Annotated in this window: 21 protein-coding genes; 11 read left to right on the top strand and 10 right to left on the bottom strand. The window is 45.1% G+C overall.

The window, feature by feature from the left end:
- Positions 1 to 129: 129 nt before the first annotated feature.
- On the bottom strand, positions 130 to 1536 hold the full coding sequence (gene lpdA / locus P0M28_RS12525; RefSeq protein ID WP_302210247.1) for a dihydrolipoyl dehydrogenase: 1407 nt from the start codon (positions 1534 to 1536) through the stop codon (positions 130 to 132).
- A gap of 256 nt (positions 1537 to 1792) precedes the next feature.
- On the opposite strand from lpdA, the gene P0M28_RS12530 reads away from it, so the two are divergent.
- The 4 genes from P0M28_RS12530 to P0M28_RS12545 all read left to right on the top strand — a co-directional run bounded on the left by P0M28_RS12530 (position 1793) and on the right by P0M28_RS12545 (position 5837).
- Positions 1793 to 2503: a class I SAM-dependent methyltransferase gene (locus tag P0M28_RS12530; RefSeq protein ID WP_302210248.1), complete on the top strand. Its 711-nt coding sequence runs from the start codon at positions 1793 to 1795 to the stop codon at positions 2501 to 2503.
- A 105-nt stretch (positions 2504 to 2608) separates the two neighbouring features.
- Entirely contained in the window at positions 2609 to 3307 is a 699-nt protein-coding gene (locus tag P0M28_RS12535) for a YjjG family noncanonical pyrimidine nucleotidase (RefSeq protein ID WP_302210249.1), read from the top strand.
- Positions 3308 to 3540: 233 nt separating this feature from the next.
- Positions 3541 to 5250: a GMC oxidoreductase gene (locus P0M28_RS12540; RefSeq protein ID WP_302210250.1), complete on the top strand. Its 1710-nt coding sequence runs from the start codon at positions 3541 to 3543 to the stop codon at positions 5248 to 5250.
- 17 nt (positions 5251 to 5267) lie between these two features.
- Entirely contained in the window at positions 5268 to 5837 is a 570-nt protein-coding gene (locus P0M28_RS12545) for a gluconate 2-dehydrogenase subunit 3 family protein (protein ID WP_302210251.1), read from the top strand.
- Positions 5838 to 5936: 99 nt separating this feature from the next.
- Here the strand turns inward: P0M28_RS12545 and P0M28_RS12550 are convergent, their stop codons facing one another.
- The 6 genes from P0M28_RS12550 to P0M28_RS12575 all read right to left on the bottom strand — a co-directional run bounded on the left by P0M28_RS12550 (position 5937) and on the right by P0M28_RS12575 (position 10144).
- Positions 5937 to 6824 (bottom strand): arsenite methyltransferase, encoded by an 888-nt coding sequence (locus P0M28_RS12550; RefSeq protein ID WP_302210252.1) that lies wholly within the window; start codon positions 6822 to 6824, stop codon positions 5937 to 5939.
- A gap of 46 nt (positions 6825 to 6870) precedes the next feature.
- The gene (locus tag P0M28_RS12555) at positions 6871 to 7200 is read right to left on the bottom strand and encodes an ArsR/SmtB family transcription factor (RefSeq protein WP_302210253.1); all 330 of its coding nucleotides are present in this window, start codon (positions 7198 to 7200) and stop codon (positions 6871 to 6873) included.
- A gap of 218 nt (positions 7201 to 7418) precedes the next feature.
- Positions 7419 to 7910: a GNAT family N-acetyltransferase gene (locus P0M28_RS12560; protein ID WP_302210254.1), complete on the bottom strand. Its 492-nt coding sequence runs from the start codon at positions 7908 to 7910 to the stop codon at positions 7419 to 7421.
- 2 nt (positions 7911 to 7912) lie between these two features.
- Entirely contained in the window at positions 7913 to 8194 is a 282-nt protein-coding gene (locus tag P0M28_RS12565) for a type II toxin-antitoxin system TacA family antitoxin (RefSeq protein WP_302210255.1), read from the bottom strand.
- A 288-nt stretch (positions 8195 to 8482) separates the two neighbouring features.
- The gene (locus P0M28_RS12570) at positions 8483 to 8941 is read right to left on the bottom strand and encodes a hypothetical protein (RefSeq protein ID WP_302210256.1); all 459 of its coding nucleotides are present in this window, start codon (positions 8939 to 8941) and stop codon (positions 8483 to 8485) included.
- 57 nt (positions 8942 to 8998) lie between these two features.
- The gene (locus tag P0M28_RS12575) at positions 8999 to 10144 is read right to left on the bottom strand and encodes a cysteine desulfurase family protein (protein WP_302210257.1); all 1146 of its coding nucleotides are present in this window, start codon (positions 10142 to 10144) and stop codon (positions 8999 to 9001) included.
- A 237-nt stretch (positions 10145 to 10381) separates the two neighbouring features.
- Here P0M28_RS12575 and P0M28_RS12580 point away from each other — a divergent pair, with 237 nt between their 5' ends.
- The 5 genes from P0M28_RS12580 to P0M28_RS12600 all read left to right on the top strand — a co-directional run bounded on the left by P0M28_RS12580 (position 10382) and on the right by P0M28_RS12600 (position 17201).
- Positions 10382 to 10708 carry a PadR family transcriptional regulator gene (locus tag P0M28_RS12580; protein ID WP_302210258.1) on the top strand — a complete coding sequence of 109 codons (327 nt, stop codon included), beginning with the start codon at positions 10382 to 10384 and terminating at the stop codon, positions 10706 to 10708.
- Positions 10708 to 13287, top strand: a complete 2580-nt coding sequence (locus P0M28_RS12585; RefSeq protein ID WP_302210259.1) for an ABC transporter permease — start codon at positions 10708 to 10710, stop codon at positions 13285 to 13287. Before P0M28_RS12580 ends, P0M28_RS12585 begins: the two co-directional genes overlap by 1 nt.
- Before the next feature lie 220 nt (positions 13288 to 13507).
- Complete coding sequence (locus P0M28_RS12590) at positions 13508 to 13822, top strand: PadR family transcriptional regulator (protein WP_302210260.1); 315 nt, start codon at positions 13508 to 13510, stop codon at positions 13820 to 13822.
- Positions 13823 to 13825: 3 nt separating this feature from the next.
- Positions 13826 to 16552 (top strand): ABC transporter permease, encoded by a 2727-nt coding sequence (locus P0M28_RS12595; RefSeq protein WP_302210261.1) that lies wholly within the window; start codon positions 13826 to 13828, stop codon positions 16550 to 16552.
- A 160-nt stretch (positions 16553 to 16712) separates the two neighbouring features.
- Entirely contained in the window at positions 16713 to 17201 is a 489-nt protein-coding gene (locus P0M28_RS12600) for a retropepsin-like aspartic protease (RefSeq protein WP_302210262.1), read from the top strand.
- Positions 17202 to 17263: 62 nt separating this feature from the next.
- Here the strand turns inward: P0M28_RS12600 and glmM are convergent, their stop codons facing one another.
- Together glmM and P0M28_RS12610 are read right to left on the bottom strand one after the other, a co-directional pair.
- Positions 17264 to 18658 carry a phosphoglucosamine mutase gene (gene glmM, locus P0M28_RS12605; protein ID WP_302210263.1) on the bottom strand — a complete coding sequence of 465 codons (1395 nt, stop codon included), beginning with the start codon at positions 18656 to 18658 and terminating at the stop codon, positions 17264 to 17266.
- Between the two features lie 61 nt (positions 18659 to 18719).
- On the bottom strand, positions 18720 to 18950 hold the full coding sequence (locus P0M28_RS12610; RefSeq protein ID WP_302210264.1) for a hypothetical protein: 231 nt from the start codon (positions 18948 to 18950) through the stop codon (positions 18720 to 18722).
- 196 nt (positions 18951 to 19146) lie between these two features.
- Between P0M28_RS12610 and mazG the strand changes: the two genes are divergently transcribed.
- Positions 19147 to 19956 carry a nucleoside triphosphate pyrophosphohydrolase gene (gene mazG, locus P0M28_RS12615; RefSeq protein ID WP_302210265.1) on the top strand — a complete coding sequence of 270 codons (810 nt, stop codon included), beginning with the start codon at positions 19147 to 19149 and terminating at the stop codon, positions 19954 to 19956.
- Positions 19953 to 20825, top strand: a complete 873-nt coding sequence (locus P0M28_RS12620) for a UbiA family prenyltransferase (protein WP_302210266.1) — start codon at positions 19953 to 19955, stop codon at positions 20823 to 20825. Before mazG ends, P0M28_RS12620 begins: the two co-directional genes overlap by 4 nt.
- Positions 20826 to 20912: 87 nt before the next feature.
- On the opposite strand, the gene P0M28_RS12625 is transcribed toward P0M28_RS12620, so the two are convergent.
- Entirely contained in the window at positions 20913 to 23405 is a 2493-nt protein-coding gene (locus P0M28_RS12625; RefSeq protein WP_302210267.1) for a BspA family leucine-rich repeat surface protein, read from the bottom strand.
- Between the last annotated feature and the right edge of the window lie 228 nt (positions 23406 to 23633).

The raw sequence follows: 23633 nt of genomic DNA on the forward strand, positions 1-23633 counted from the left end.
TAGTGGTTGTGGATGGAATAGACACTTTTGTTGCTTACAGACAACTTCACGTTATGAACTGTATTTACTGCAAAAATAAAGGCAGATTCACTACAAACCTGCCTCCTATCAAATATTGACTACGATTTTCTACAAATGAATCACCTCTTCGTAGGCAGCCGCAGCAGCTTCCATCACCGCTTCCGACATGGTAGGGTGCGGGTGTACGGATTTGATGATTTCGTGCCCGGTAGTTTCCAGCTTACGGGCGGCGACTACCTCAGCAATCATCTCGGTAACGTTGGCCCCAATCATATGGGCACCTAGCCATTCACCGTACTTCTTATCGAAGATCACTTTTACAAAACCTTCGTTAGCTCCAGCAGCACTGGCTTTACCCGAAGCTGAGAACGGAAATTTGCCAACGCGGATGTCATAACCGGCTTCCTTGGCCGCTTTTTCGGTGTAGCCTACTGACGCTACTTCAGGCCAGCAGTAGGTACATCCCGGCAGGTTATTATAGTCTAATGGTTCGGGGTTCATTCCGGCAATGGCTTCTACGCACGTGATACCTTCAGCGGAAGCTACGTGCGCCAAAGCGGGGCCTTTCACAATATCGCCAATGGCGTAAACTCCTTCCACATTAGTACGATAAAAATCATCTACCTCCACGTGAGTCTTACGATCATTAAGCTTTAAGCCTACTGTCTCAACGCCTACGTTTTTCAGGTTAGTGGCAACTCCTACTGCCGAAAGTACTACATCACATTCTATCGTGCTCTCTTTGCCGTCCTTTGACTTTACTTTCACCTTACAGCTTTTGCCCTTGGTATCTACCGAAGTCACCTCCGAGTTAGTCATAATTTTGATACCCTTCTTCTTGTAGATTTTCTCCAGTTGCTTAGACACTTCCTCATCTTCCAGCGGAATGATATTCGGTAAGTACTCTACAATCGTTACTTCGGTACCAATAGTATTATAGAAGTAAGCAAACTCACAGCCAATCGCGCCCGAACCAACAACTACCATTTTCTTGGGTTGCTCATCCATAACCATTGCCTTACGATACTCAATAATTTTCTCTCCATCAATCGGGATACTAGGCAATTCGCGCGCGTGCCCTCCAGTAGCCAGAATGATGTGTTTAGCGGAGTAGGTCTGTGACTTTCCGTCTTCGCCTTTTACCTCTACTTTACCTTTTCCAGCTATTTTGCCGTGACCTACTAAGGTGTCGATTTTGTTTTTGCGGAACAAAAACTGGATACCCTTACTCATTTTTCCCGCCGTATTCCGGCTACGTTTCACCATTCCCCCAAAGTCCACTTCCGCATCCTTTACGCTAATGCCGTAGTCCGAAGCGTGTTTGATGTATTCAAAAACCTGGGCACTTTTTAGTAGTGCTTTGGTAGGAATACAGCCCCAGTTGAGGCATACGCCCCCTAGTTCAGCCTTCTCTACTACTGCCACTTTCATGTCTAACTGGGCGGCGCGAATAGCGGCTACGTAGCCGCCAGGGCCACTTCCAATTACAATAAGATCATATGATTTTTCTGCCATAGTTGTGTTAGATTCTAAAAATTAAATCGCTTGCAAAAATAGTGAATTGATGGGCATTATAAAACAGCAGTGCTAGTGTTATGGTTCGAGGTGTTACAGTGTTTACGTGCTATGGCAAGACGGGCTCCTGCGTTTATGTTTCGTGTGGAATTAAATACCTATAAAGTCCTGAATACATTAACACTAAAACACCATGATACTCAAAATGATAACAACCTCCGTAAACCAGACGTTCAGGAAATAATATTGCCCAACAATGAATGACATCAATACCCGAGAGACTTACGATAAGCTAGCTAAAAGCTATTCTGATAAGATAGATTATAAACCTCATAATGCTTTTTATGACCGTCCCAACACACTGAGTCTATTACCAGAGGTAGCCGGAAAACACGTGCTAGACGCGGGTTGTGGCCCGGGAAAATACGCGGAGATTCTGATGGCAAAAGGAGCAACAGTTATCGGAATAGATTTGAGCCCGAGAATGATTGAAGAGGCGGTAAAAAGAAATGATTCTAATGGTGAATTTACGGTTCATGATTTAACTCGCCCCCTAGGCTTTGAAGATCAACTATTTGATATTGTCATTTGCCCATTAGTACTAGAATATATCTACGACTGGCAACCGGTATTCAAAGAATTCAATAGAGTTTTGAAACCCCGAGGCACTTTCGTTTTTTCCGTTACCCATCCCTTTTCCGACTACACCTATTATAAATCTAAGGATTACTTTACGACCGAAAAGGTAAGTGCTACCTGGACGGGCTTCGGTGGAGCCATTGAAGTAGAAAGCTTCAGAAGATCATTAATGGATTGCATAAACCCGCTCATTGAAAACGGATTCATCGTAGATAAAATATTAGAGCCACTGCCCGTACCAGAATTTGAGAAGTACGATCCTAAACATTTTAAAGAACTCAATGAATTCCCAATCTTCATGTGTGTGAGGGCAGTAAAAACTGTGTGATAGTGACTAAGTTCTGAGTTCCTTGCATGAGGAAAGTAACACAGAACTCTAAACTATATAGCATTGTAACACTTCGCACAATAACACTTTAACACCAAAACACCCGTGAAAACTTACACCCATTTACTTTTTGACCTTGACCACACCTTGTGGGATTATCACCGCTGTGCCAACGAAACCCTACACGAGCTATATGATCAATATCGCTTAAAGCAGCTGGGAGTACACTCAGCCGATACCTTTTGTCGGACATTTCATCAAGTCAATTTCCGGCTGTGGGATTTGTATAACCGAGGTGAGTACGATTCGGAACGGCTACGGCGGGAGCGGTTCTTTCTGATTTTTGATGAACTACAGTTGACGTACCCCAAAGAATTGCCACCTACTATAGCGCAGGACTATCTGACTACCTGCCCCGCCAAGGGACACGTTATTGCTGGTACCTTCGCTACGCTAGATACACTGAAAGAAAAGTACACGCTCCACATCATTACGAATGGCTTTTCCGATGTACAGTTGGTCAAACTTAAACATGCTAATCTGTCCAAATACTTTCAGACTGTGACCACCTCCGACGAAGCGGGTTACCGAAAACCGCACGAAGGCATGTTTCATTATGCCCTTGATCGTATCCCGGCTACTCCGGAAGAGTGCATTATGATTGGCGATAATCTGAAGTCTGATATTCTCGGGGCGCAAAATGCTAAGATTGATAGCGTATACTTCAATCCTAGTCAGGAAAAACATAATACAACCGTTACCCACGAAATTCAGTCGCTGACTGAGCTGCTTACTATTCTTTGAAAGTTTACTTCTATTTAGCCGCTAATTTTGCGATTCCTGCTTTTCTAATTGCGGTGAATAGCTTAAATTAAGCGGTCAAGAATTTTAATATCGGTTCAATTTTGTAACTGTGTATTACAGGTAACTTAAAGCACTGAAATAACAGTAGCTTATTTATTTTCAATTGTCCAGTATCAATCGGCCGCCGACGCGGTTTCAATTAGTATAAGTAATTACCTAAATATCACACTTGTATGTACGTAAATTCCAAAGGCATGGAAGAGAATACCTACGATGCTATTGTCATCGGGTCGGGTATTAGTGGCGGTTGGGCCGCGAAAGAACTTTGTGAAAAAGGGTTGAAAACCCTAGTGTTGGAGCGAGGCCGCATGGTGGAGCATGTCAAAGATTACATCACGGCAAACAAAGAACCCTGGGAGTTTCCCACCCGGGAACGAACACCACCCGAAGAAATCAAGGAGCATTATCCCAAACAGAGCCGCACGGGTTACACGGTTCGGGAGTCGTCTAAACATTGGTTTGTAAAAGATAGCGAACATCCGTACCAGGAAACCAAACGTTTTGACTGGATGCGGGGCTACCACGTAGGGGGACGTTCTATTATGTGGGGCCGTCACAGCTACCGCTTCAGTGACTTGGATTTTGAGGCCAATATGCGCGATGGGCACGGGGTAGACTGGCCAATTCGCTACGCCGATATTGACCCTTGGTATACTTATGCTGAAGGCTACGCCGGAATCCACGGAATGAATGAGGGGCTGCCTCAACTACCCGATGGCAACTTTCTTCCCCCGATGGAATTTAACTGCCTGGAAAAACACTTTCGGGAAAAAGTTGCGGAAAATTTTGGCGGACGAGTGGTGACGATGGGTCGCACGGCTAATCTGACCCAAAACCACAACGGGCGGGTAAAATGCCAGTATCGTAACCGTTGTATTCGGGGCTGTCCTTACGGGGGCTACTTCAGCAGCAATGCAGCTACCCTGCCCGCAGCGCAGGCAACTGGAAACTTAACGTTACGTCCTGACTCCATTGTTACTTCAATCATCTACGATAAAGAACAGCGAAAGGCCGTGGGAGTAAATGTGATTGACCGGGAGACGAATGAAGCAATGGAGTTTAACGCCAAAGTGATTTTCTGCTGTGCGTCGGCTGTTGCTTCTACCTCGATCCTAATGAACTCTAAGTCTGATGCTTTCCCCGATGGTATCGGAGCAAGTAGCGGTGAGCTAGGTCATAACCTAATGGATCATCACTTCCGCACTGGAGCGAGTGGCGACTACGATGGTTTTGCCGATCAATACTACTACGGACGTAAGCCTACCGGATTTTACATCCCCCGCTTCCGCAACGTGGATAAAGCCAGTGAGCAAAAAGATTACGTACGAGGCTTTGGCTACCAAGGCGGGGGCAGTCGGGAGAGTTGGCAGAGTGCCGTAGCGGAAATGGGTTTCGGAGCTAGCTTGAAGGAGAAAATTGTAGAACCCGGTCCGTGGCGCATGGGTATGACGGCTTTTGCCGAAACCCTGCCTTACCACGAGAATAAAATGACGCTGGACTACGAAAATACCGATAAGTGGGGGCAACCTACCGTTATTTTTGATGCTGAATTTAAGGAGAATGAAATGGCGATGCGGCCGGATATGGCCAACTCAGCTGCTGAGATGCTAGAAGCAGCCGGCTTCAAAAATGTTCAGACCTACGATGCGGGAAGCTGGCCTGGCTTGGGAATTCACGAAATGGGTACTGCTCGCATGGGTCGTGACCCAAAAACCTCGGTACTCAACAAGTGGAACCAAGTACACGATGTGCCTAACGTTTACGTGACCGACGGAGCCTGCATGACTTCGGCTGCTTGCGTAAACCCTTCGCTCACTTATATGGCACTAACTGCCCGGGCGGCCGACCATGCGGTAAATGAGTTAAAAAAAATGAATCTCTGATAGTTAAAAAATTAAATATGGATCGACGACAAGCGATAAAACAAGCCAGTTACTTGATGGGTGGCGCACTCTCTGCTCCGGCTATTTTGGGAGTCATGAAAGGCTGTACGCCTAAAAAAGAACTCAATTGGCAACCCGGATTTCTATCCGAAGATCAGGCCGCCGTAGTTTCGGAAGTAGCCGAGCGCATTATTCCGGCTACTGATACTCCGGGAGCTAAAGACGTAGGCGTACCGGAGTTTATTGACCTAATGATGAAGGATATCTTTGGCGAAGAAGACCAGCAGCAGTTCGTAGCCGGAATTACCCAGTTAGAAGAAATGAGCCAGAGTGAGTACAGCGATGGTTTTGCCGATTTGGAACCTGAGCAAATGGATGCTTTGCTCACCAAACTAGAAGCTGAGGCGCAGGAAAATCAAGAAGATGGTGTAAAGCCCTTCTTTAAAACGATGAAGGAACTGACCCTACTCGGGTTTTGCACTTCCGAAGCCGGAGCTACTCAAGTACTTCAGCACGTACCCGTTCCCGGACGCTACGAAGGTTGTATTTCGGTAGAAGAAGCCGGAGGTCGTGCCTGGGCAGTGTAATTCCAGAATTCTAATTAAATTTTTTCGTAGCCCTATCATTAATCGCGCGGCGAACCGTGACGGGGCTACTATATTTTATCCTCCCACTAAATTCCTGAATTAACAGCAGCCACTCTCGGGCTTACAGGCATCGGCTGACTGAATTTCGGAAAGTTTCAGATTAGTTTTTTCTGCTTTGGTTCCGGGCTTTTCAGCGTATACGGTGATGCTAAAAATTCCGGTCCCGTTGTGGTTAAACGATGCTGCCTCTTCTTGGGAGAGGTATCGGTCAAGAATATCAGCAGGTATGTCGATTGGTTTTTCTTTTTGAATTTTTACGTTTTGAAAACCTCGATCCGTAATTGCTTGTAGATATTCTTCTTTCTGAATGGCTCCGGCAACACAACCCGCGTACATCTCAGCATCTTGCCGTAAAGCATTGGGAAGATCACCTACTAAAACAATATCCGAAATACTGAAGTGTCCACCTGGTTTCAGTACTCGGTAGATTTCACCGATAACTTTTTTCTTGTTGGGTACCAGGTTCAGCACGCAATTACTGACAATGACATCGGCCACAGCATTATTTACCGGCATATCATCAATATCGCCTTCTCTAAATTCTACGTTGTTATAGCCCAGTTTTTCTGCATTGATACGAGCCTTTTTGATCATCGTGGGGGTGAAATCAATCCCGATAACTTTACCCTCACTGCCGGTTTCGTGCCGGGCCACAAAGCAGTCATTACCGGCACCGGAACCCAAGTCCATGACCGTATCTCCCTGCTGTATTTTAGCGAACTGAGTCGGAAGGCCACAGCCTAACCCAAGATCGGCATCTTCTACGTAACCGCTGGTGTCGGAATAGTCATCTACCATAATATTGTACACTTTGTCCGATGGGTTGGTAGCTCCGCAGCAGGAAGAGGCATTTTCGGCTTTGCCTTGTTCAGCGATTTTAGCGTAACGCTCTCTCACCAGGCTTTTTAATTCTTGCTCTTTTTCCATGTCGATAGTTCTATTGTGATAATACTATAAATAGGTTCAAATTATTTTAGCAGCACACTGGCTGCGAAGTATCTTGGTCTAAAAACTGATTCATTATTTCTTTCATCTTAGTCCAATTTCCCGTGTCTATACAATAGCAAACCCGGGTACCTTCCACATTGCCTTTAATTAAACCCAGGTGTTTCAGCTCTTTTAAATGTTGCGATATTGTGGGTTGCGCCAGCCCTATTTCGTCAACGATGTCGCCGCAAACACAGCCATCAACTTTAAACAAGTGCTGCAAAATCGCCACCCGAGCAGGGTGGCCGAATGCCTTAGCAAATAGCGCAATCTCATTTTGTGACTCAGTAAATATTTCGGTCTTAACTAATCCCATATTTCTGCTATAATCGTTTTATTGCAATGTTACGATTAAATATTGAACAATCAAAAATACTTTTTAGCAGTAATAGCTACTTCTATGGTTTTTTAGCAGTCTTAAATGATGATTGAAGGTTGGTTATTGGTAAAATGCAGGATTTTTCAGGCTAACGGCTCATGTATGGTGCGTATCCCGGAGGATGCACTATACACCGTGTTGTGGTGTCGTTCTTTTTATATTATCTGCTTGATTGTATTCATAGGGAGGAACATTTTTTCACTATCGGGAAGTTGTTCAAAACCATACTTTTGATAAAACTTTATTGCATATTCGTTTATCGGATCGACGACAACAGCCATAGCTCCAATACTTTCTTCAGATAAAGTAAAAGCTCTAAATAAAGCATCTAGTAGAAGGTATTCTCCAAGACCTGTTCCTTTTTCATTTATGTCTCTAGCCAGTCGTCCAAGTAGAATGACAGGAGCATTATAATTCCGAGGAACCTTTTTAATATATTTTTCAGGTATTAGTTCTCTACCTAGACTTTCGCTAGTAAGAGTATAGTAGCCAATCACATTGCTGTCTTTGTCTGTTGCAACAAAACATATTGCAAGCCTTTTTTTAATGTCTTGACTAACCTGTTTTTGAATATAATCAGTTAATGATTGTTCTTCACAATTAAAACTCCTTCTATTGTGAGATTTATCTAAAATCGAAATATTCAAGTTCAGGATTTTTTTGATTTGTATCTTTTAGCAGCTTCTATCAAATTTTGATTTGGCTTAGTATTATTAAATACAGCATCAAAAAAAATCTGCCGGTCTGTTTCAGTCGCAATAACTCTATCATTTTTAGCAACTATTTCTTGAGCTTGTTCTTTAACTACTCGAACTATAAAGCTACTAAATGACTTGTCTCCGCTAAGTTTTTGGGCTCTTTTGAAAATTCTTTTGTCAGTAGCGGAGACTCTTAATTCAATACGTTCGTCTTTGCTTATCTGTGCTTCCATAATAAATTTCTTTTTACAAATGTACGGTAATAAACCGTACAAACCAAATTTCATTTAATGCACCACAATGTTAAAGCTATGGATCGTGCGAAGCGATAGCGTAGTATGATTTATAGCGGGCGTTCTGGGACGTTAAGTTGCGAAGATCAACTCGGGAAAACCTATGATGCTTTACCAGGTTGTTGGGTCATGATTCTATTCGTACCACCCAGCTGTATACCCATGTTACTAGCCACAATCTAATGAAAGTTCCTAGCCTACTCACTTTTCTGGATTAGCGGCAAAACGTCAATTACCTACCGGACCCACCAACTCAGCATCTTCCAGAATGTACATCAGTTGCTCATAATCCTCGTCGTTCAGTTTAAGTTTTCCTCGGAAGGCCACCATTTCTTCGGTATAATCAACCGGATTTTTCAGAAATACTTCCATCACCGTTTCGGGACCGCCCGAGCCACAGAAGAAGCAGGAGGCAATGGGTAGTGATGAAACGATGACGTGCTCGGGTTTAAACAGCCCCTCAAAAGGAATAATATAACCGGGTACAGTGACAATCTTACCCTCCAGCTCTTGGGCTTTTTCGCTAAACTTAGGCACGTAGAGTTCGCCGTACTCGTCTTCGGTGATTTTGTACTCAACCGAGGCTAGGGCTTTCCACACATTATCTTGGGTAGCGTCTTGAGCAAACGTAGAGGTAAAAAGGAAAAAGCTAAGAATATACGTGATGGCAATGCCGCTCAGTTTCATGGGTAAATGGTTTAGGTGTATTCATACAAACGAAAAACAAAGAATAAGTTTATACGCTTACTGCGCAACGGCTACCGGGTAAAGTGATTTTAATGTCTTTACTACGTATTCAACTTCCTCAGTGGTGTTGTGGCGACTGAAAGAAAGGCGCACTGCCCCTCGCTGCGGATCGCACTGAAGGGCGCGAAGCACGTGCGAGCCTTGTTGCGCTCCACTGGAGCAGGCCGAGCCACCGGAAGTTGAAATCTGGTTCAAATCCAGGTTAAACAGCAGCATATCATTATCTTCTGAGGGCGGTAGGCTTATGTTTAATACTGTGTACAAACTATCGTCCAGATCAGCCGACATTCCATTGAACTGTACTCCCGGAATCTGTTCTTGCAACCCCTCAATCATGCGTTGTTTCAGCGACTTAATGTGTAGGGAGTGCTCATCCATATGCGTGTGGCTTAGTTCTAAGGCTTTGGCGAAGCCCACGATGCCGTAGAGGTTTTCGGTACCGCCCCGCATATTGCGTTCCTGCCCACCGCCGTGCAATAGTGGGCAAACCTTATGGCCTTTAGCCAGGTACAGTAAACCAACGCCCTTGGGACCGTGAAACTTATGCGCCGCGCCGGCAATGCAATGAACGGGAATTTCTTTCAGGTCGATAGGGTAATGTGCCAGGGTTTGCACCGTATCCGAATGAAAAATAGCGTCGTGCTCGGCACAGAGTTCGCCTACTCGCTGAATATCGGTCAGGTTACCGATTTCATTATTACCGTGCATTAGCGATACCAGTGCCCGCTCAGGTTGACGAAGTAACTTCTCCAGATGATTGAGGTCAATATTTCCCCTTTCGTCAAACTCTACAAAATCGAGCTGAATTTTCTGCTGTTTCTCTAATTCTTGTAGCGTATGCAGCACCGCGTGATGTTCTAGTCGCGAAGTAATCGCCCGGCGGAGATTATGAGAATCAATAGAACAACAGATAGCGGTATTATCCGCCTCTGTGCCCCCCGAAGTAAAGAAAATTTCGGAGGGAGTAACGTTCAGCAGCTCGGCTACCTTCTTGCGAGCCTGCTCAATCGCCGAACGGGTTTGCCGCCCGTGAGCGTGGGTAGACGACGGATTGCCGTAGTGATCGGTCATGTAGGGAAGCATTGCTTCTAAGACCGCAGGATCAAGTGCCGTAGTCGCTGCATTGTCTAGGTAAACTTGCATGAGCTAAGTAGATTAAGTACAGAACTTACAAAATACGCCAAGAATGGGCGGGTTTGCAAGAATAGCGGAAAGTTAAGAGCAGAGTGAACAGTGAGTAACCCTGCAAATTTAAAATTCAATTTTAGATTTGCAGGAATGAACCTTTCAATTTTATCTCGTCGGAAAATTACTCGTGTATTTATATAACAAAAGTAAAACTAATAATTATATTTACTTTTGTTAAGTAAATTACTCCTTATGAAATCCCCATCTCTCGGCGAATTTGAAGAACTGGTTCTACTCGTTGTAGCCGCTCAACACGATCAGGCTTACGGAGTGTCTATTTTGGAAGACTTGGAAGAAAAGCTAAGTAAAAAGATCAATATCAGCGCAGTGCATGTAGCCCTGAAACGAATGGAAGACAAAGGCTTCGTCGAGTCTCGTTTTGGCGGTATTACCAGCGAGCGGGGTGGCCGTCGGAAGAAGTACTACATCATCACTGCTTTTGGCAAGCAGATGCTCGACCAACAGTACGCGCTACGCACCAGTATTTATCAACAAATTCCTAATATTTCTTTCGGCTAATGGAAGTGCCACCGCCTAAATATGCCCACCGCTTCCTTCGCTGGTTCTGTCGAGACGACTATCTGGAAGAGATTGAAGGCAATTTGCTGGAGATGTACGAACGGCAGTATGAAGATTCTCCGGAGAAAGCCCAACGACAATATGGGTGGAACGTGCTACGGCACTTTCGTCCGGCATTCATCCGATCGTTTAAAGTATATCAACCCAATAATTATCGCGCTATGCTACGTCATAATTTGATCCTGACTTTCCGCAGCTTCCAACGCTACAAAAGTACCTTCCTAATTAATCTCATCGGTTTGTCCTCCGGTTTGGCTTGCGCTCTGCTGATTTTTCTGTGGGTGCAGGATGAATTGAGGGTGGATAAGTTTCATGCCAACAACGACCAACTTTATCAAATTCTGGAGCAACGCGAACAAGCGGGAAAGCTGGTATTATTCAGGACAACTGCCGCCCCTACCGCGGAAGCCTTAGCTGCTGACCTGCCCGAGGTAACGCACGCCACTACGGTGTACAACTCCAGTAGTAGCGTGCTTTCGGTAGATGAGAAAGATATAACAGCAAAGGGACAGTTTGTAGGCAACGACTTTTTTCGCATGTTTTCTTTTGATCTGGTACAAGGTGATGCGGCACAAGTATTGACCGACCCCTCGTCTATCGTTATCTCCAAAGAGTTGGCGCAACGTTTATTCGGGACTACAGAAGAGGCTGTAGGGAAAACGATAGAGCGGAAATCAGACCACTCGTATCAGGTGTCGGGTGTATTTAGAAATGTTCCTCGTAATTCTTCTATGCAATTCGATTTTGTGCTGCCCTTTGCGGGGTATCAACGTGAACACGAGTGGACTAGTGAGTGGAGCCGAACGAGTCCGGCTACCTACGTTCAGTTAAAACCGGGGGCTGATCTTGCTTCGTTCAATAATAAGATTGCTAATTTTGTCCGAGATAAAACAGAGGGTCAAATCTTCCACCGCACCATGTTTGCCCAGCGTTACTCGGATGTTTATCTCTACAGCAATTACGAGAATGGGGAGCAATCGGGTGGTAGAATTACCTACGTTCGCCTGTTTTCGTGGGTAGCCGTTTTCATTCTGCTCATCGCTTGTATCAACTTCATGAATTTATCTACGGCCCGAGCCTCTCGCCAGATGAAAGAGATCGGAGTAAAAAAGGCGGTCGGTGCTCGTCGGGGCAGTTTAGCTTCCCGTTATTTGAGCGAATCAGTATCGGTAGCTACTATATCGCTATTACTGGCTGTTCTGCTGGTGAGCCTACTGCTTCCTTCCTTCAACGAGATTACCGGAAAGCAGCTCACCTTTGCGTTTGATGTGAACCTGATACTGATAGCAATCGGAATTACTTTGTTTACGGGGCTGGTCGCCGGAAGCTATCCGGCGCTATACCTTTCTGGATTTGATCCCGCCGTGATACTGAAAAACAAACTCAATCGGTCAGTGGGAGAACAGTGGACACGGCAGGGGCTAGTGGTTCTTCAGTTCACCTTATCCATTATTCTGATTACTGCTGTTTGGGTAGTGTACCAGCAGGTAGCGTTTGTACAGAACACTCATTTGGGCTACGATAAAGACAATGTGCTTTACTTTGAGCGTTTGAGCTGGGAGGAAGGTAATCTTAAGGCATTTTTAGGAGAAGCTGAGAAGATACCTGGAGTAACTCAAATTTCTAGTATTGGGCACGACATGACCGGACATAATTCAGGAACTACAGGTTTGCAGTGGACGGGGCGCAACCCCAGCGATAGAACGGAGTTTGAAGTGGTACGGGCTAATTACGGTACCTTAGAATTACTGGACATTAAGTTAAAAGAAGGTCGGACGTTCTCGGAAAGCTTTAGCACCGATACGGCTAAAATCATATTTAACGAAGCAGCCATTGACTACATGGGACTCACCGATCCGGTAGGTGAAGAAGTTGAGTTGTGGGGAGAAAACCGAGAGATTATTGGCGTCGTGCAGGATTTTCACTTTGAATCGTTGCACGAAAACATAAAGCCACTATTTATTATACTAAATCCTAATAGCACCTGGAACATAGCAGCTAAGATAGAAGCAGGTCAGGAGCAGGAAACGATTGAGCAACTTAGTCAATTATCCAAAAAGTTTTATCCTGATTATCCGTTTGACTATTGGTTTCTAGATCAAGAATATCAAGCTCTGTACGCTGCCGAGCAGCGGGTCGCTGTATTATCTAAATACTTTGCCGGCATCGCCATTCTCATTTCCTGCTTAGGATTGTTCGGCCTAGCGGCTTTCACAGCTGAACGTCGCTTAAAAGAAATTGGTATTCGCAAAGCCTTGGGGGCGAGTGCCACTAGTATTGTGCAATTGCTAACCAGTGATTTTACGAAGATGGTGCTGGTTGCCATCACCATCGCCCTACCCATCAGTTATTTCGCGGCCCAACGTTGGCTTCAGAATTTTGCTTTTAGCATCTCACTACAGTGGTGGTACTTTGTTGGAGCAGGTGTGTTAGTACTGCTCATTGCTTGGCTTACGGTGGGGTTTCAAACCGTCAAAGCTGCTCAGGCAAACCCGGTGGAGTGTTTACAGGATGAGTAATGAAATAGCGATACCACAAATACACCTTTCAAAACAGCATCTCACTTAGTATAGTTTGCTTCCTTTTTCTTTAATCAGTGTAATGTTAGGCAAACCTAATCGTCCTTAATAAAAAGGTGACACCCTCCTTTTTATGTAGCAAATAACTGTTAATCTGATCTACAGTAGGAAGTTTGAATAAATATCATATATTTGTTATACAAGTATTAATGATATTGCCATGATACCGAATCTCGGACAACTAGAAGAAAGTGTATTACTCCTGGTGATGATTGTAGAAGAAGCCTACGGAGTATCAGTAGCTCAGGCTTACGAAGAGAAAACGGATAACACAATTTCTATTCCGGCGATCCATACCGTGCTCAAGCGACTAGAAAAAAAGGGGATGCTTCGCTCGTGGATGGGCAAAGCTACGGCTGAGCGGGGCGGACGACGCAAACGGCTTTTTGAGGCTACCCCCTACGGATACCAGGTCATTTCCCAACTTCGGGAGAACCGCATAAAGCTATGGTCTCTGATCCCTAAATTTAATTGACCAATGGCTGAAGAAAGAGAGCATAAGCGGGACGTAACCCCGCCGCAATGGGCGAATCGCTTTTTGGAATGGTACTGCGCTCCTAACCTGCTGGACGAAGTGCAAGGCGACCTACACGAAGCTTTTTATATCCGCGTGAAGCAATACGGCGCTCGGAAGGCTAAGTGGCTATTTGTCAAAGAAGTATTACTGTTCTGTAAGCCCTCTTCAGTAAAAAAACCTGATTCTACTCATCTTCTAATCACCCCGGACATGTTCCAAAATTATTTCAAAATTGCCTTCCGTAATCTCACGAAGAGCAAAGTTTTTTCCGCTATCAACGTGTTTGGGCTGGCAGTAGGTTTAGCCGCGTCTTTTCTAATTACCCAGTATATCCACTTTGAGTCAAACTACGATCAGTTTCATGAGAAGGTTGATCGCATTTACCGGGTGACTTTATCGAGCGTACAGCCCGGAGAAGTAGTTACGCCTCAAAACACTAGTGCAGTCAATCATCCGGCGGTAGGCCCAGCATTACAAGAGGATTTTCCTCAGGTTGAAGCCTTTGCCCGAGCAGTAACCCAAACGCTTTTTATTAATGCATCTTCAATAACCTACGTAGATGAAACGGGGCAAGCCACTACGTTTAATGAAGATCGAATGTATATTGCTGACTCCGCGTTTCTCACCATATTTTCTTTTCCCTTTGTAGCTGGAAGTGCTGAAACCGCCCTCGCCGAACCACAAACAGTTGCTATTTCTGAATCTACTGCAAAAAAGTATTTTGGTTCAGCCGATCCATTGGGTAAGGTACTAGAAATAAATGGTGAGTTGCCATTAACAGTAAGAGGGGTATTTAAGGATATTCCGGAAGACTCTCATATCCAGTTCGATATATTGATCTCCTTTCTCACACTGGGTGAAAAATGGGGTTATGACACCTGGATTTGGCCTGAGTTTTACACCTATGTGCTACTAGCTCCGGAGGCAGACCCAGAACAGTTGGAAGCTCAATTTCCTGCATTTATCGACCAGTACATGACCGATATTATGGCCGAACACAAGTTTCAGGCTGAGATGCACTTACAGCCAGTCGGTGATATTCACTTAACTTCCCACTATAATAATGAAGCGGAGGCGAACAGTAGCGAGCAACTGATGACTTTTCTTACCATCCTAGCTGCTTTTATTCTGTTTTTAGCCTGGATTAACTACGTAAACTTATCTACGGTCAAATCGCTGGATCGGGCGCGGGAAGTAGGGTTACGTAAAGTTGTGGGAGCGGCTCGCCTACAGTTGATTGGTCAATTTCTGCTGGAGTCGATGCTTATCAATGTGTTAGCGTTACTACTATCGGTGGGAATCGTTTGGTTAGCTTGGCCTTTCTTCCAGCAGATTACCGGCAAAGAGATAAGCGAAAGTTTGTGGGCATTATCGGTATGGCAGGAGCTTTGGTTTTGGGGGCTGATAGTAGGGGTTATTGTTGTAGGAGCCTTACTGGTGGGATTTTATCCCGCTTGGATGCTATCCTCTTTCCGCCCCGCTAAAGTACTAAAGGGGAATTTTCACCACTCATTCACCGGGGTTTCTCTGCGGAAAGTACTGGTGTCCTTCCAATTCGTCCTGACGATCATCCTAATCATCGGCACCATCACGGTGTATAAGCAATTATCGTTTATGCGAAACCAAGACCTGGGCTATGCGAAGGATCAGCTCTTGGTTGTAAAATCCCCGGCTATCTACGATTCTACCATCACTCAGCAGATAACTTCCTTCAAAACTGAGTTAGCACGCCATTCGGCTATTCACCAAGTAACTGCTTCTACCGAGATTCCGGGAGAAACAATCTTTGCCCGTAATCATATCTGGAAAAAAGGCAAGGAGAAAAACACGGATGTAGGATTCTTTTATCTAGATATTGACCCAGACTTTATCAATACATTTGAAATGACCGTGATAGCAGGTAGAAACTTACGGGAGGAAGATAAGGTGCCCTCCTTCGATGCTAAATACGCTAAAATCATGATCAATGAAGCACTCGTAAAAAAACTAGGATACTCTAGTAACGAAGATGCCCTTCACGAACGCCTAATTTTTAGATTAGGACTACCCGAGGTGGAGGGAGAAGTAATCGGAGTAGTGAAAAATTACCACCAACGATCGTTACAGCAGGCTTATGATCCTATCCTGTTTATTTATCCGGGCTGGAATCGATGGCAATACATCACTGTTAATCTCAGCACTGATAAACTACCTCAGACGATAGCTACAGTTGAGGAAGAATTTCAGCAGGCTTTTCCCGGCAATGCGCTGGAGTACTTTTTTCTGGATGATTATTTTAATCGGCAGTACGAGGCCGATCAGCGATTTGGCAGCATTTTTAGTGTATTTACTACCCTGGCCATCGTTGTAGCTTGTTTGGGCTTATTTGGCTTGTCAGCCTTCACCCTCAAACAACGCACCAAAGAAATTGGTATTCGTAAAGTACTGGGTGCTTCGGTAGCTCGTATCTTGGCACTACTTTCCCAAGACTTTGTGAAGCTGATTTTTATTGCCAGTCTGGTTGCACTACCTATTGCCTACTTCGCCATTCAGCACTGGTTATCGAACTATGCTTTTCATATTGAAATTAGTGTCTGGCTGTTTTTACTACCCTTACTGTTGATGCTAGCCATCGCCTTAGTTACGATAAGTATTCACACGTTCAAAGCTGCTTTGGCTAATCCAGCAAAATCACTACGGCAAGAATAAGCAAAAACCCCACCCTGTTCGGTATTGGCCGATCAGTGGGCGATAGTGAACAAGATAAAAACGTAGAGTGCTGTCAAACCTATGAGAATCGCCACTATATAGATTAGCACTCTTCTTGTAATCCCCCTTTACATTCGGAACACTTCTATCCCCAAGTGCTATGATTTTACTCATTATCATCTGTTTCATCTGGGGTAGCCAGATTCCATTGATGGCACAAGATCAGTACGAAGTAGTTGAGTTAGCCGTCATGCGAGATCAGCCGATTGTTCGGGGAAAAATTAATGGTAAGAAGGCCTACTTGTTACTGGATACCGGGGCGGATGTGAGTATTATCCACTGTAACGATGCTAAACGATACGGGTTTTCCTGCCATACCCGAACTTCTCTAAGGGGCTTTCAGCTCGCCGGACTAGGGGCTAACGTGAAGGGATTGGTTGGCGTATACGATATGGATCTTCAACTAGGCTCTCAGACGATACAAGCTAATTACATTGCTCTTGATTTATCCGGCATTATCCGCTCCCTAAATACTGGGGCATCCGTGAAGATTAGCGGTATTATCGGCTCAAAAGCACTGAAAAGGCACGGTTTTGTGGTTGATTATGATCGTAAAGAAGTCAAAATGAGGCTTCCAGGAGCCGATTAGCTTTTGGGTTAGTTTCTCAGATTAGAACTGCAACCTGTAGTTTCGTCATCAGTAATGATCTATTAATGATTGGTATTAATAATTTCCCGAATATCTGTGATCAGCTTATTTGCTAGGTGCTCGGCAGTGGCGCGAGAGTTGGATTCCGAAATAATGCGGATGATGGGTTCGGTGTTAGATTTTCGCAGGTGTACCCATTCGCGGTCGAAGCTAATTTTTACGCCATCGGTGGTATCTGTGGGTTGGTTGGCGTAGCGTTCGGCTAAGGTTGTTAGTACCGAAGTCATATCAATATCGGGCGTAAGCTCAATTTTATTTTTGGAAATATGGTACTGAGGGTACTTCGCTTTTAGTTGAGCGATAGATCTACCAAATTTTGCCAAGTGTGACAGAAAGAGGGCAATACCTACCAATGCATCGCGACCATAGTGTAGCTTAGGGAAAATTACTCCCCCGTTACCTTCGCCCCCAATAATGGCATCAGTCTCCTTCATCGCCTTTACTACATTCACTTCGCCTACGGCGGCGGCAGTATAGCTTCCTCCGTGCTTCTCAGTTACATCGCGTAGTGCCAATGAGGAAGAAAGATTAGAAACGGTATTTCCGCCCCCATTCAGCCCCAGAATATAATCGGCTACGGCTACCAATGTATACTCTTCTCCAAATGGGTCGCCGTTTTCTTGAATTAAAACTAAGCGATCTACATCAGGGTCAACAACAATCCCCAAATCATACGAACCTTGCTCCATCTTTCCGCATATATGATTGAGGTTTTCAGGAACAGGTTCGGGGTTATGGGCGAATGAACCGTTGGGTTCGCAATAAAACTTTTCTATCTGATGTACTCCCAACTTCTCTAGTAGCATCGGCACGGCAATACTACCTACCGAATTAATGCAGTCAATGGCTACTTTAAAATCTCGCTCCCGGATGACTTCCGCATCTACTTCGGGCAAAGCCAGTATAGCTTCAATGTGTTTTTCGGTAGCCCCTTCAATCCGCTGATAAGCACCTAGCTTATTAACGGTAGCAAAGTCAAAATCGGCGACTTCCGCTAAATCGAGTACCGCTTTTCCGGCTTCGGCTGAGATAAATTCTCCGGCCTCGTTTAACAGTTTGAGAGCATTCCACTGACCAGGGTTATGGCTAGCAGTGATGATGATGCCACCCTGCGCCTTCTCATCAACTACGGCTAGTTCTACGGTAGGAGTTGTCGCTAAGTCAATATCCAATACATCAATGCCCAAGCCTTGCAGGGTAGCACTCACCAACTTAGCAACCATTTCGCCCGAGATGCGGGCATCGCGCCCAATGACTACGGTTACTTTTTTGTGCTGTTGCTTCAAGTAAGAACCAAAGGCCGATGCGAACTTTACGGTATCAATCGGAGTGAGCCCTTCGCCTACGGCTCCGCCAATGGTTCCCCGGATACCGGAGATGGATGTGATAAGTGCCAAAGATGAAATGTGGTTTGAGACAGTACTATAGAAACAATAAGAGTGCGCGAAGTAAGAGAAATTAGTCGAATTTCGCCAAAACTTTGTTTACTTCCGAATCGGGGTTGCCGCAGGCTTCGCCCTTCCCCACTTCTTTGCCGCAGTAGCCGCAGGTGGCTCCCTCTTTATTCAGGAATGGACTTTGAGAAGCACAAGTACCCTTAAATTCCCCGTTTTTCAAGAAAATGAGCCGAACGCTCATCAATATAAAGAAAAGGGCAATAAATCCTATGGCTAGCAATATCGTGGTCATAACTTCAGTATTTGGTACAAAGATAATATTACTAGGGTAAAACGGGGGTAAAGGGAGCAAAGTTTCTGAGAGAAATGTTTAATGTTGCGATTGATAGTCAACAGTCCATAGACTACAGTCGATAGTGAATCCATATTCAAGTCAGGAACCTACTATGGACTATTGACCGTTGACTGTGGACTATACCTTTTGAACGATGAATGAACCAATAAACGAACATCGTAAGATTGCCCTGGAGGCCTTTGATCGACTGCTGACAATTATGGGAGAATTGCGGGTGAAGTGCCCTTGGGATCGGGAACAGACCATTGAAAGTATTCGCCATCTAACCATAGAAGAAACCTACGAACTCTCGGATGCCATTTTGAGTGGCGATCTGAGTGAAGTTCGCAATGAGCTAGGCGACTTAGCTCTGCACTTAGTCTTCTACGCCAAAATAGCTAGCGAGCAGCAGGCATTTGACATCAGTGATGTTCTGAACGGTATATGTGATAAACTAATCCGTCGGCACCCCCACGTCTACGGTGACATTGAAGCCAATGACGCGAGCACAGTAGAGCAAAACTGGGAACAGATAAAGTTGAAGGAGTCGGGAGATATACGTAAGTCAGCCCTGAGTGGAGTACCTTCCTCATTACCAGCCTTGCTAAAAGCATTCCGGATGCAGGAAAAAGCTCGAGGTGTGGGATTTGACTGGAGTGAAAAGACAGAAGTTTGGGATAAGGTAGAAGAAGAAATGCAGGAGTTTCAGGAGGCGGAAGCATCGGGTAACCTTGCGGAAGCCCAGGATGAGTTTGGGGATTTGTTATTCGCCCTAATTAACTACGCCCGCTTTGCCGGAATAAATCCTGAAGAAGCTTTGGAGCGAACGAATCGAAAATTTATGCGACGCTTCCAGCATATTGAGCAGCGGGCTTATGAGCAGGATAAGAATGTGAAAGACATGACCTTGGAGGAAATGGAAATCTACTGGAATGAGGCGAAGAAAAACACTGCTTCGTTATGATCGTTCGGTCTACCTGGCTTCACTTACGGATTCCTTTCTCCTTTTTCCTACTTCCTATCTATCTCTTCGCCCTAAGCGTAGCCGAAGATTTTTCGACAATAGATGCACTGCTGATTTTCTTCATTCTCCACTTCTCGTTGTATCCGGCTAGCAACGGTTACAACAGTTTTTTTGATAAAGATGAAGGAAGTATCGGTGGGTTGGAGCATCCCCCACCTGTGCAATTGGAGCTGTACCGAGTTTCGTTGCTGTTGGATGTAGTCGCCATTATTCTGGGATTAATAGTAAGCGTAGAGTTTGCCATCATGCTGTTTATCTACGGAATGGTTTCTAAAGCTTACAGTCATCCGTCAATCCGCCTGAAAAAGTACGCTATTGGTAGTTGGCTAGTTGCGGGATTCTTCCAGGGCTTCTTTACTTTCTTGATGGTGTACGTAGGGGTGAACGAAACCTCACTATTGTTCTCTCAGCCACCTGAAATGTGGTTAGGAGCTACTCTTGCTTCGCTCATGCTGTGGGGCTCGTATCCTATGACTCAGATTTATCAGCACGATGAAGATGCTAAACGAGGCGATTTTACGCTAAGTTATCGACTAGGTGTCTTGGGAACATTCCACTTCACCGCCATCTTTTTCGGACTGGCTACTTTAGGTTTCTGGTTATACTACCGAATCTATTTTGGTGAATTGCTAGCTGGATTATACTTAACTTCTTTGCTACCCGTGTTAGGGTACTTTTCTTATTGGTACATCCGCGCCCGTGAAGATCGCTCCCGAGCTGATTTTCGTCATACTATGCGGTTGAATTTTCTTTCTAGTTTATGCCTTAATCTGTTTTTTGGGCTAATGGTCATATGGGATTGGATATAAAAAGTAAGACTTCCAAAGAATTTCAGTCGGGTTGTTGAACCTTCGGAAGTCTACTGTCAACATATTTCTGGTAAGGTGAAATTACTACTACGGCAGCTCAGTATCCCCCGTGATAGTCCAACCTTTATTATTGATAAGGGTATTGCGGGCGGTTTTTCCTACAGCGCTGTATTCCATACCATCAGCCCCTAGATTAACATTAGAAGGTACTGTATTTAGCTCAGCCCAACCCTTGAGAGTCGCATCATAGTTGGTAGAGGAGAGGCCTGAGTTATCTAGCATCTTAGACATGTTAGTAGCACTATTGATTTTCCACCCGCCTAGACTATGATTAAAGGCAGAAGCTTCTTGAAACATAAATTGAAATTCGGCAACGGAGCTTACATCCCAACCAGAAATATCCTGACTAAATGCGGTATTTTGGCTGAACATTAAGGCCATACTAGTAGCACTGCTGGGAACCCAGCCGGTAATATCTTCGTTGAATGGCGTTTGCCGAAACATGGCAGCGAAGCTACGAACATTACTCACGTCCCAACTGGTTATGTCACCTTCAAAGTTGGAAGCTCGGTCAAATGTGGAACGCATTTGTGTTACCGATGATACATCCCAGGGTAGATCTTGGTTGAATGAAGATGCTTCTTGAAACATGAAAGATATATCCGTGACACTACTCGTAATCCAATTATCTAAAGGCTGATTGAACGTAGATGCCTGATAAAACATTCCTCTCATATTGGTTACATTACTCACATCCCAATTATTCAGGGGCGAATTGAATGAACTTGCGCCCATGAACATATTATTCATATCGATTACATTACTCACATCCCAATCATTCAAGGGCGAATTGAATGAACTTGCGCCTTCAAACATACTTCGCATGGTTGTAATTGTGCTTACTTCCCAATGTCCGATAGAGCCAGTGAGATTTTGTGCCCCTCGGAACATATCTGTCAAGTCATTAATATCGTCTAAATCAGGGGCATCCGTAGCGGTAATTTTCAAATCTTCACAACCGTTAAAGGCCCCTCGCATATATTGCCAGTCAATATTACCCCACTGCTCAACGGTCTTTATCTTGGTATTATCGCTGGAGTTATTGAAAGAAAGAGCGGGGAATGTACCCGTAATCTTTACCGTATAGGTGTCTGCCGTACTGTAAATATGGGTGGCGGCGGCCGTTTGCCCCCTGCTAGTCTCACCATCACCCCAATCTACAGTATAGTTAAACGAAAAGTTCAGTCTGGCAAGGATTGGTATGGTAATAGACAAGTCACTAGCGGTTACTTCCCAGGTAGTGATGAATGCGTCGGGGTCCGCTACAACTTCGGTAACGTCATTTAGCATCACAGTCACCTTGGCGGTTTTGGTATCGGCACCATTGGTTACTTCGTAATCAGCCGTAAGGCTGGTATTGGTTTCGTAATCAAAAGCACTAGCTTGGGCTACGGTAAGTTCGCCAGTAGTAGCATTGATTGCGATCGCTCCCGCTGGGGTTTGCGATGTCAGCTTAAATGAGAGATTCCCAAAACCGGTTGCCTGCACGGTGCCCAGCACCTGATCAGCGGTTGGGTTCTCGTCAATGGTTACGCTAAAGTCAGCGACTGTAATGGCTTCGTCTATATCCGTTAGGGTAATGGTAACCTGGGTCGTATCGCTTGCTGTGCCCACGGTAGCCACTACTTGAGCGGTTAGCGTAAAGTTGCTTTCAAAATCAAACTTACTAGAATCCGCAACGGTCAGCTCGCCGGAAGCAGCGTCAATGGTTATTGCACCCTCCGGGCTTTGCGAGGCTATTGCAAAGGCCACCGTTCCGGTAGTGGTGGCTTCCACTTGGCCGAGTACTTGACCCTCATTAGGATGTTCATCAATCGTTACGGCAAAGTCGCTGGCCGAAATGCTAACCTCTTCTACATCCGTTAGGGTAATGGTGACGGTGGCAGTATCGGTTTGGGTACTAGTGGTAGCTACTACTTGAGCCGTTGATGTTGGGTTGGTCTCAAAATCAAACTTGCTAGAATCGGCTACTGTTAACTCGCCCGTGTTAGCGTTGATCGATATGGCCCCCGCAGGTACTTGAGAAGCCAATGCTAAGCTAACCGATTCAGTGCTAGAAACCTGAACTGTCCCCAGTACTTTTCCCACAGCGGGGTTCTCATCAATAGTTGCGCTGAAGTCAGCCACAATGGCACCATCTTCATTCACATCGGTCAACGTAATGGTGATGGATGACAAGTTGCTTACTCCTTCGGCCGTAGCGGTTCCCGTAGCACTAATGACCGGATTGGTCTCAAAATCAAATAGTGAGGCATCGGCTACGGTGAGTTCCCCGATTTGTGAGTCAATGGCTAGTGCCCCAGCTGGGTTCGGCTCGGTGAGTGAATAAGCAATGGTACCTTGACTAGTGGTGGCTTCCAATGTACCCAGCGAAGCTCCGTCGGCTGGGTTTTCATCGATAGTCTTGGCGAAGGGCGTTACGGAGATTTGCACCCCTGAGGGGTCATCTTCTTTACAAGAAAAGAAGCCTGCTACAAACAGGAAAGAGAGAAAATACAGTAGTATTCCACGGTTCTTCATGCTGATAATACTTTAGATTTGTTATTATTTTGATCGCCCAAAAGTAGCACAAGAACATAGCCTTTGTAATAGCCCTCGGGGTGGGCGGCGGATAATGAAAAGTATCTGGCAGAAATTGTAAGGCTTTACGGGAGGGATGTAATTTTCAGTGTAAAATAGCAGGAGCGCGGAGCCGGGAGCTAGGCGCAAGGGGTGCCTTCTGTGCGTATAGAAAATACCTTTGTACGT

Source organism: Tunicatimonas pelagia (assembly GCF_030506325.1).
GTDB lineage: Bacteria > Bacteroidota > Bacteroidia > Cytophagales > Cyclobacteriaceae > Tunicatimonas > Tunicatimonas pelagia.

Excerpts from the sequence above, each read along its gene's own strand:
- lpdA (WP_302210247.1), bottom strand. The coding sequence starts at position 1,536 with ATGGCAGAAAAATCATATGATCTTATTGTAATTGGAAGTGGCCCTGGC.
- P0M28_RS12530 (WP_302210248.1), top strand. The coding sequence starts at position 1,793 with ATGAATGACATCAATACCCGAGAGACTTACGATAAGCTAGCTAAAAGC.
- P0M28_RS12540 (WP_302210250.1), top strand. The coding sequence starts at position 3,541 with ATGTACGTAAATTCCAAAGGCATGGAAGAGAATACCTACGATGCTATT.
- P0M28_RS12545 (WP_302210251.1), top strand. The coding sequence starts at position 5,268 with ATGGATCGACGACAAGCGATAAAACAAGCCAGTTACTTGATGGGTGGC.
- P0M28_RS12550 (WP_302210252.1), bottom strand. The coding sequence starts at position 6,824 with ATGGAAAAAGAGCAAGAATTAAAAAGCCTGGTGAGAGAGCGTTACGCT.
- P0M28_RS12555 (WP_302210253.1), bottom strand. The coding sequence starts at position 7,200 with ATGGGATTAGTTAAGACCGAAATATTTACTGAGTCACAAAATGAGATT.
- P0M28_RS12565 (WP_302210255.1), bottom strand. The coding sequence starts at position 8,194 with ATGGAAGCACAGATAAGCAAAGACGAACGTATTGAATTAAGAGTCTCC.
- P0M28_RS12570 (WP_302210256.1), bottom strand. The coding sequence starts at position 8,941 with ATGAAACTGAGCGGCATTGCCATCACGTATATTCTTAGCTTTTTCCTT.
- P0M28_RS12575 (WP_302210257.1), bottom strand. The coding sequence starts at position 10,144 with ATGCAAGTTTACCTAGACAATGCAGCGACTACGGCACTTGATCCTGCG.
- P0M28_RS12580 (WP_302210258.1), top strand. The coding sequence starts at position 10,382 with ATGAAATCCCCATCTCTCGGCGAATTTGAAGAACTGGTTCTACTCGTT.
- P0M28_RS12585 (WP_302210259.1), top strand. The coding sequence starts at position 10,708 with ATGGAAGTGCCACCGCCTAAATATGCCCACCGCTTCCTTCGCTGGTTC.
- P0M28_RS12590 (WP_302210260.1), top strand. The coding sequence starts at position 13,508 with ATGATACCGAATCTCGGACAACTAGAAGAAAGTGTATTACTCCTGGTG.
- P0M28_RS12595 (WP_302210261.1), top strand. The coding sequence starts at position 13,826 with ATGGCTGAAGAAAGAGAGCATAAGCGGGACGTAACCCCGCCGCAATGG.
- P0M28_RS12600 (WP_302210262.1), top strand. The coding sequence starts at position 16,713 with ATGATTTTACTCATTATCATCTGTTTCATCTGGGGTAGCCAGATTCCA.
- P0M28_RS12610 (WP_302210264.1), bottom strand. The coding sequence starts at position 18,950 with ATGACCACGATATTGCTAGCCATAGGATTTATTGCCCTTTTCTTTATA.
- mazG (WP_302210265.1), top strand. The coding sequence starts at position 19,147 with ATGAATGAACCAATAAACGAACATCGTAAGATTGCCCTGGAGGCCTTT.
- P0M28_RS12620 (WP_302210266.1), top strand. The coding sequence starts at position 19,953 with ATGATCGTTCGGTCTACCTGGCTTCACTTACGGATTCCTTTCTCCTTT.
- P0M28_RS12625 (WP_302210267.1), bottom strand. The coding sequence starts at position 23,405 with ATGAAGAACCGTGGAATACTACTGTATTTTCTCTCTTTCCTGTTTGTA.